Consider the following 6,593-nt stretch of genomic DNA (forward strand, 5'->3'; position numbering starts at 1 on the left):
CCATAAATTAACCTGTTTCTGATGTTGGATTGAACATATCAAAATCAGGCAATTACACAATTTAATTTACAGGCTCGTATCACACCATGACGTTCCGCCCACTCAGCCAGCACTGCGGCCGTGAGTTCTGGCCCGTTATCACTTCGTATAAAAGCCGGGTAGCCTCTTTCTGTACTTAACCGTTCCAGAATTCGCACAACACGATGGGCAGGTATATTCAAATCAACTTCTATTGCCAGCGCTTCCCGATTAAAATCATCGACTACGTTGAACAACCTGAATCGCCGGCCATCTGTCAGTGCATCACTCATAAAATCAACCGACCAGCAGTGGTTCATTTTCAGTGGAATCGCCAGAGGCTGTGGATGTCTGTTGGGTAAGCGTTTTTTTCCCTTCCGCCTGAGGTTGAGCTTTAACAAACGGTAGATCCGGTAAACACGTTTTGCATTCCACTGCAACCCGGCCTGACGTAGCTTATTGAACATAAGGCCAAAGCCATATGCCGGATACTGCTGTGCCAGTTTCTGTAATGCCTCAATCACCGGCATATCCCGCGCCGTGTTCGGGCAATAATGCAACAGGCTTCGACTGATACCGATAATCCGGCACCCGCGTCGTTCGCTGGTCTGATGTTCCGTCATGACGTAATGAACCAGCTCGCGTTTTTCAGGCACCTATGAGACGACAATAACTCAGTCCGCCTGGTGCTGATTATTCTGGCCGGTTTTGTAATCTGAGTGTCATGTACATGATCCAACAGGAAATGGTGTGACGCTCAATACTTCTCAGGTCAGTTACTACATGACTCAGCGTAAGAAAGGTGTAACCCAGCATATATCGGCCATGAAAGCCGGTATCTCTGTCCGCTCCGGCCGCCGGATCGAAAAAGATCAGTGGTCAAAAGCCGGTGCACGTCACTGGCGGACGCGCAAAGATCCTCTTGAAGCCGTATGGGACAGCATGCTTGTTCCCCTGCTGAAGGAGAGACCCGCTCTGATGCCGACGACTCTGCTGGAAATGCTGCAGGATAAATATCCCGGTCAGTACCCCAACAGTCTCCGCAGGACAATGCAACGGCGGGTCCGCGAATGGAAACTACAGTATGGTGCTGAGGAGGAGGTGATGTTCCGCCAGCGACATCAACCTGGCCTGCGTGGCCTCTCGGACTTTACCGAACTGAAAGGGGTAGTTGTCACCATCGCCGGTAAGTTATTGGCGCATAAGCTGTATCACTTCCGTCTGGAATGGAGCCACTGGAGCTGGATGCGGGTCGTGCTGGGTGGTGAGAGCTTCTCTGCCCTGGCTGAAGGCCTGCAGGAAGCGCTCGGACAACTGGGCGGCGTACCAGTAGAGCACAAAACGGACAGCCTGCGGGCTGCGTGGAAACAACAGGGTGAAGACGGACGCCGCGAACTGACGGAGCGTTATGCTGCTCTCTGCCGGCACTATGGCATGCAGGGTGTGCACAACAATGCCGGGCGGGGCCACGAAAATGGTTCGGTTGAAAGCGCCCACGGCCATCTTAAAAGGCGTATCCGTCAGGCACTGATACTGCGGGGCAGTAACGACTTCAGCACCCTGGAAGAATACCAGACCTTCATCACTCAGCAGGTCATGCGGCACAACCGCAACAATCAGGATCTGGTTAAGGAAGAGCGTCCTCATCTGAAGCCGCTGCCGCTTCGTCGCAGTGCAGACTACGACGAGCTGACGGTGAGGGTCAGTAGCAGCAGTACCATCAACGTGAGGCACGTCGTCTACAGCGTGCCTTCCCGGCTTGTTGGCCAGCTGTTACGTGTCCGCTTATGGGATGATCGCCTGAGTTGTTACGTGGGCAGCAACGAAGTCATGAGCTGCCCCCGGGTCAGGCCTGAAAAAGGGAAAACGCGGGCCCGGCGTATCGACTTCCGGCATGTCATCGACAGTCTGGCGAAAAAGCCCGGCGCGTTCTGTCATGCCACACTGCGAAATGACATCCTGCCGGACGATGAATGGCGGAGGCTGTGGCGTCGCCTGTGTAACCATCTGGAGCCCGACATGGCGGGGAGGCTGATGGTGCACGCCCTGAAACTTGCGGCAGGATATGATGATATCTCAGTCGTGGCCAGAGGCATGGAGCAGATGCTGAACACCCCGGGAGACGTGGATTTGCACAGGCTGATGCGCTTCCTGGGGATAAAGGAAAAGGAGTTGCCGCCGGTCAGTGTGGTGCAGCACAACCTGAGCAGTTATGAGCAACTACTGCGTGGCAAGGGGGGTCTGCAATGAGCAATATCCACCACCTTGAACGCAGCCTGCGTAAACTGCGTCTGACACGTGTTGGCGCGGAATGGCATGCCCTGGAAAAACGCGCGCTGGCGGAAGGCTGGACCCCGTCGCGTTATCTGCTGACGTTATGCAATGAAGAGCTACTGTGGCGCGAGAGCGAAAAACTGCGCCGCTATAAAAAGGAGGCGCGGTTGCCGGTGGCCAAAACGCTGAGCGAGTACGACTTCAGCCAGGTGCCGGAACTGAATGGCGCTCAGTTCCGGCAGCTCTGCGAAACGACAGACTGGGTTGATGCGGGTGAAAACGTCCTGCTGTTCGGCGCCAGCGGGCTGGGGAAAAGCCATCTGGCGGCAGCGATCGTGGATGGCGTTGTAGCCCAGGGCTACCGAGCCCGGTTCTACAGCGCCGGAGAGTTGCTGCAGGAGCTGCTTAAAACCAGAGCTCAGTTGAAACTGAATGAGCTGTTACTGAAACTGGATCGCTACCGGGTGATCGTGGTGGATGACCTTGGTTATGTCAAACGCGACAACGCTGAAACGGGCGTGCTGTTCGAGTTAATAGCGCATCGCTACGAACGCGGTAGCCTGGTGATCACCAGTAACCATCCGTTCAGCACCTGGGGCAGCATCTTCGTGGATGAGACGATGGCGGTGGCGGCAGCAGACCGGCTGATCCATCACGGATATATGTTCGAACTGAAAGGAGAAAGTTATAGGAAAAAGACGTCGAAGGCAGTAACCAGCGCGGCTTAACACTGCACTAAAGGATGCGGCCAGCATAGTTGGCGCCAGTCGGCAAAACTAGTTGACGTCTAATAGGCACCGTTAAAGTTTTTTTGAGACAACATCCTTAAGAATTTCATGATCCAGACTCAGGGACGCGTACATCTGCTTTAACCGGCGATTTTCCTCTTCAAGTTCTTTCATCCGTTTGATATCAGAGGACTCCATGCCGCCGTATTTGGCTTTCCAGTTATAATAGCTGGCTTCTGACACACCGTTTTCTCGACAAACATCCTTCACATGCCGGCCACCTTCAACTTCTTTCAAAACCCGCAGGATCTGAGTTTCAGTGAAACGCGCTTTCTTCATGATGGGCCTCCGTTGGCTGTATTTTAACCAGAGAACTCCATTAAGCGGTAAGACTAAATTCAGGGGGGACTACAGCATGAAATGCTCTTCCAGAGCAATTATCTTTTGGGGTTTGTTATTCAGCCCTGCTGGCTTGGGGGTAGTTTCCGCTGCATTGGCCAGTGAACTACGGCCAGTCAGCATTCCGCTACCTGCTACAACAGCGGCAACTGTTGCGGTTCGTAAGAAGTCTCTGCGGTTTGTCATAGAGAATTGTCTCCGGCTATCAATTAAGAAACGAATACGGTTTCCAAATTGATGTTACTGGATAACGACTGTCGATGGCGGACTTAATTGTTGTAAAAGGTAAGTTTGTAGTAATAGATATTTCTATTTATTCAGTAAGATATTTTGAAAGGCGAGTAACGTCTTTTTTAACTCAGGCAGAAGATCGTACTCGGGTACAGGAGGTTTAAGGCCAAGTGTTATATCTCTTAAATGTGGTGTAATTAGCAGAGCCTGAAAATAACTTGCAGAATTATCAGGCCATAATGGATTGATAAACCCAAGTAGTTTTACCTGATTAAGCCACTCATTGAGCACTTCACTTGCATTGTTAATACCATTTTCTCGGTAAAGTTTAAGGTACTCGTTTTTTTTATGTGCGTCACTTTGTAAAAAACGAAAAATAGCAACGGACTCAAGAGATAATGCGTGTGCTGATAACTCCATAAAAAAGCAGAGTAATTTATCTATAACTTCCTCTTTGTGTTGAGGGAGTGATGGTGCAGTAAGTGTTTTTGTCGATGTCCATTTCTCAATCATCTGCTCAATAATGGCATCTTTATTTTTAAAATACTTGTATATGGTTTTTTTAGCCAACCCGGCATTCCTGGCTATTTCATCAATAGATATGGATGAGAAATCTTTATTTATGCAGATGCTAAAAGAGGTTTCCAGTACCTTATTTTTGACATCACTTTCAGGTGTGGAGGGCCTGCCGCGCATATTTTTTATCTTCATAATACGTTAATCATCATGGAATGATTTCAAGAATAGCATTGATGGATAACCCACTTCAAACGATGGGTTTCAACGCACTTTTGGAGGTGCTTTGGGGTAAATAGGTTTTTAAACAAAAACCTAACACAGATCAACAAAAAACAAACAAGTACCTATAGTTTCACCACGCAATGCCGATAAATCAAACTACCAGAACTGCGAAAGCGAGTTGGTAAAGATTCATGAGCACACAGCAATGAGAATGATGCATGAACCGAGAGTGATAAAGGTTAGTGCCTCAGGCCTGGAGTTGAACGCCTGAGCGATGACCTTCACTTGAGGGCATTACGGTCAATAGCAGGGCCAGGGCCTTAGCTGGAACCCCTGTTGTGCCTGTTCAATGGCTGATAGCTGAGAATCAGGTGATTTATTGGTTTGCCCATTGGGTTAATCACTCCCAAAGGCATGCTTGTTCAGTTTTTGAGCAATTTCCAGGAGTACTTACATGTTGAAGCACCTCTCGATAAAGACCACCATGACTACTGTCGTCTTTGTCTTTGTTGCCATCATTGCATTTATGGGAATCAAAGGGCTACGCGATGTACAAAATGCCGGGCAAAACTATGCATACCTCAAACAAAAAGCGGTTGATGAGCAAGGGGTGCTATTCCAGATCCATGGTGAGGTATGGGTTGGGTTGCAACGCCAGACACTGGCCTATGTCAATGCATTGCTCAAACAACTGAATCAACCGGTACAACCGGCAGACCTCGCTTCGCTGGATGATGCCAGAGCAGCCAGTGCTCGGGTGGACAAACTGGTCGCCCGGTTGATTGAAACCAGCAAAAGCGATACTGAAGAAACCCAGGTCAAAATAACCAAACTTGCTGCTGCCCTTAATTTATATACCGAGACCGCGCGGCAGATTTACTCAGAGATGGAGCGCGGCAATAATGCAGCGTTCACCATCGGTGCATTGCGAGATAAATTAGTTGAATCACTGACCGACTATAACAAGTTGAGTACAGCATTTATTGAAGAGCAAAACCAACTGATAGCGCAAGCGCTGGCAGATAATGACGCTTCCGTACAACGTAATGCTGTGGTTAACTCCTTGCTGATTGCTATTGGCCTTCTGATCGCGATAGCTGCATGGCTGTTTATCCGCAGTAAAGTGTTGGTGCCTTTAACGGTAGCCGGTAAAGCTTTGGACCAAATTGCACAACATGACCTGACAGGCCGTGTTGAAGTGGTGAGCCATGATGAGATAGGCCGTATGTTTATGTCGCTACGTGATATGCAAGTGGCGTTAACATCAATGGTTTCTCAGGTACGCAACGGTATTGAAGAAATTAATGGTGCATCCGGTGAAATTGCTGTGGGTAATGCAGACTTATCACAGCGTACCGAAGAACAGGCGGCTTCACTGGTTCAGACTGCTGCCAGTATGGAAGAGTTGAGCAGTACTGTTGAGCAAAATACTGAGAATGCGCGGCAGGTTGCCAATATGGCTGTGGCTGCGTCTCAAATCGCCAAACGCGGTGGTACGTCGGTAGGCGATGTGGTTGAGACAATGCGTGGGATTTCTGAAAGCTCCGCTCGCATGGCAGAAATTATTACAACCATTGAAGGTATAGCGTTCCAGACTAACATTCTGGCGCTGAATGCGGCGGTGGAAGCTGCCCGTGCCGGTGAACAAGGCAGGGGGTTTGCTGTAGTTGCCAGTGAAGTTCGCGCATTAGCACAGCGGTCTGCTGCCTCAGCCAAGGAAATCAAAACCCTGATTGATGATGCTGTTGGTCGGGTTGATACCGGTTCACGTCAGGTGAGCGAAGCAGGCGAGACCATTAAAGAAATTGTGCAGTCTGTTACTAAAGTGACTGATTTTGTCAGTGAGATAGTTTCAGCTTCTGAAGAACAGAGCCGAGGGATTAGCCAGATTGGTATTGCAGTAACCGAAATGGACAGCATCACTCAACAGAACGCCTCACTGGTGGAAGAAGTTTCGGCAGCGGCCCAGTCTATGAGCCATCAGGTTCAGGGATTGCGTGATGCAGTAGCGATTTTCAAAGTGGAAGGTATTGGTAACTACACTAAGCGTTCAGTACCGGCTGTTTCCTCTGCGAAGAAAGCCCTGCCTTCTTCAGCTCATGACGATAGTTCGAAGGATTGGGAGGAGCCTGTAAATTAAATTGTGTAATTGCCTGATTTTGATATGTTCAATCCAACATCAGAAACAGGTTAATTTATGGA

Annotated in this window: 5 protein-coding genes and 2 pseudogenes; 3 read left to right on the forward strand and 4 right to left on the reverse strand. The window is 49.4% G+C overall.

What is annotated here, in order from left to right; genetic code table 11:
• Positions 1-80: 80 nt before the first annotated feature.
• A pseudogene (locus tag FCN80_RS25180) lies at positions 81-674 on the reverse strand (DDE-type integrase/transposase/recombinase); the annotation flags it as partial.
• Positions 675-768: 94 nt separating this feature from the next.
• On the opposite strand from FCN80_RS25180, the gene istA reads away from it, so the two are divergent.
• On the forward strand, positions 769-2,268 hold the full coding sequence (gene istA, locus FCN80_RS25185; RefSeq protein ID WP_136993052.1) for an IS21 family transposase: 1,500 nt from the start codon (positions 769-771) through the stop codon (positions 2,266-2,268).
• Positions 2,265-3,020 carry an IS21-like element ISEc10 family helper ATPase IstB gene (istB, locus tag FCN80_RS25190; protein WP_136993053.1) on the forward strand — a complete coding sequence of 252 codons (756 nt, stop codon included), beginning with the start codon at positions 2,265-2,267 and terminating at the stop codon, positions 3,018-3,020. Before istA ends, istB begins: the two co-directional genes overlap by 4 nt.
• A 78-nt stretch (positions 3,021-3,098) precedes the next feature.
• On the opposite strand, the pseudogene FCN80_RS25195 reads toward istB, so the two are convergent.
• The 3 genes and pseudogenes from FCN80_RS25195 to FCN80_RS25205 form a co-directional block, all read right to left on the reverse strand.
• Positions 3,099-3,359, reverse strand: a pseudogene (locus tag FCN80_RS25195) (transposase); the annotation flags it as partial.
• 69 nt (positions 3,360-3,428) lie between these two features.
• Positions 3,429-3,605, reverse strand: coding sequence for a twin-arginine translocation signal domain-containing protein (locus FCN80_RS27550; RefSeq protein WP_136993054.1), 177 nt, complete (start codon positions 3,603-3,605; stop codon positions 3,429-3,431).
• Between the two features lie 123 nt (positions 3,606-3,728).
• The gene (locus tag FCN80_RS25205; RefSeq protein WP_136993055.1) at positions 3,729-4,361 is read right to left on the reverse strand and encodes a TetR/AcrR family transcriptional regulator; all 633 of its coding nucleotides are present in this window, start codon (positions 4,359-4,361) and stop codon (positions 3,729-3,731) included.
• 484 nt (positions 4,362-4,845) lie between these two features.
• Here FCN80_RS25205 and FCN80_RS25210 point away from each other — a divergent pair, with 484 nt between their 5' ends.
• Complete coding sequence (locus FCN80_RS25210) at positions 4,846-6,531, forward strand: methyl-accepting chemotaxis protein (protein WP_170975521.1); 1,686 nt, start codon at positions 4,846-4,848, stop codon at positions 6,529-6,531.
• Positions 6,532-6,593 lie beyond the last annotated feature (62 nt).

This window comes from Martelella alba (genome assembly GCF_005217455.1).
Taxonomy (GTDB): domain Bacteria; phylum Pseudomonadota; class Gammaproteobacteria; order Enterobacterales; family Enterobacteriaceae; genus Acerihabitans.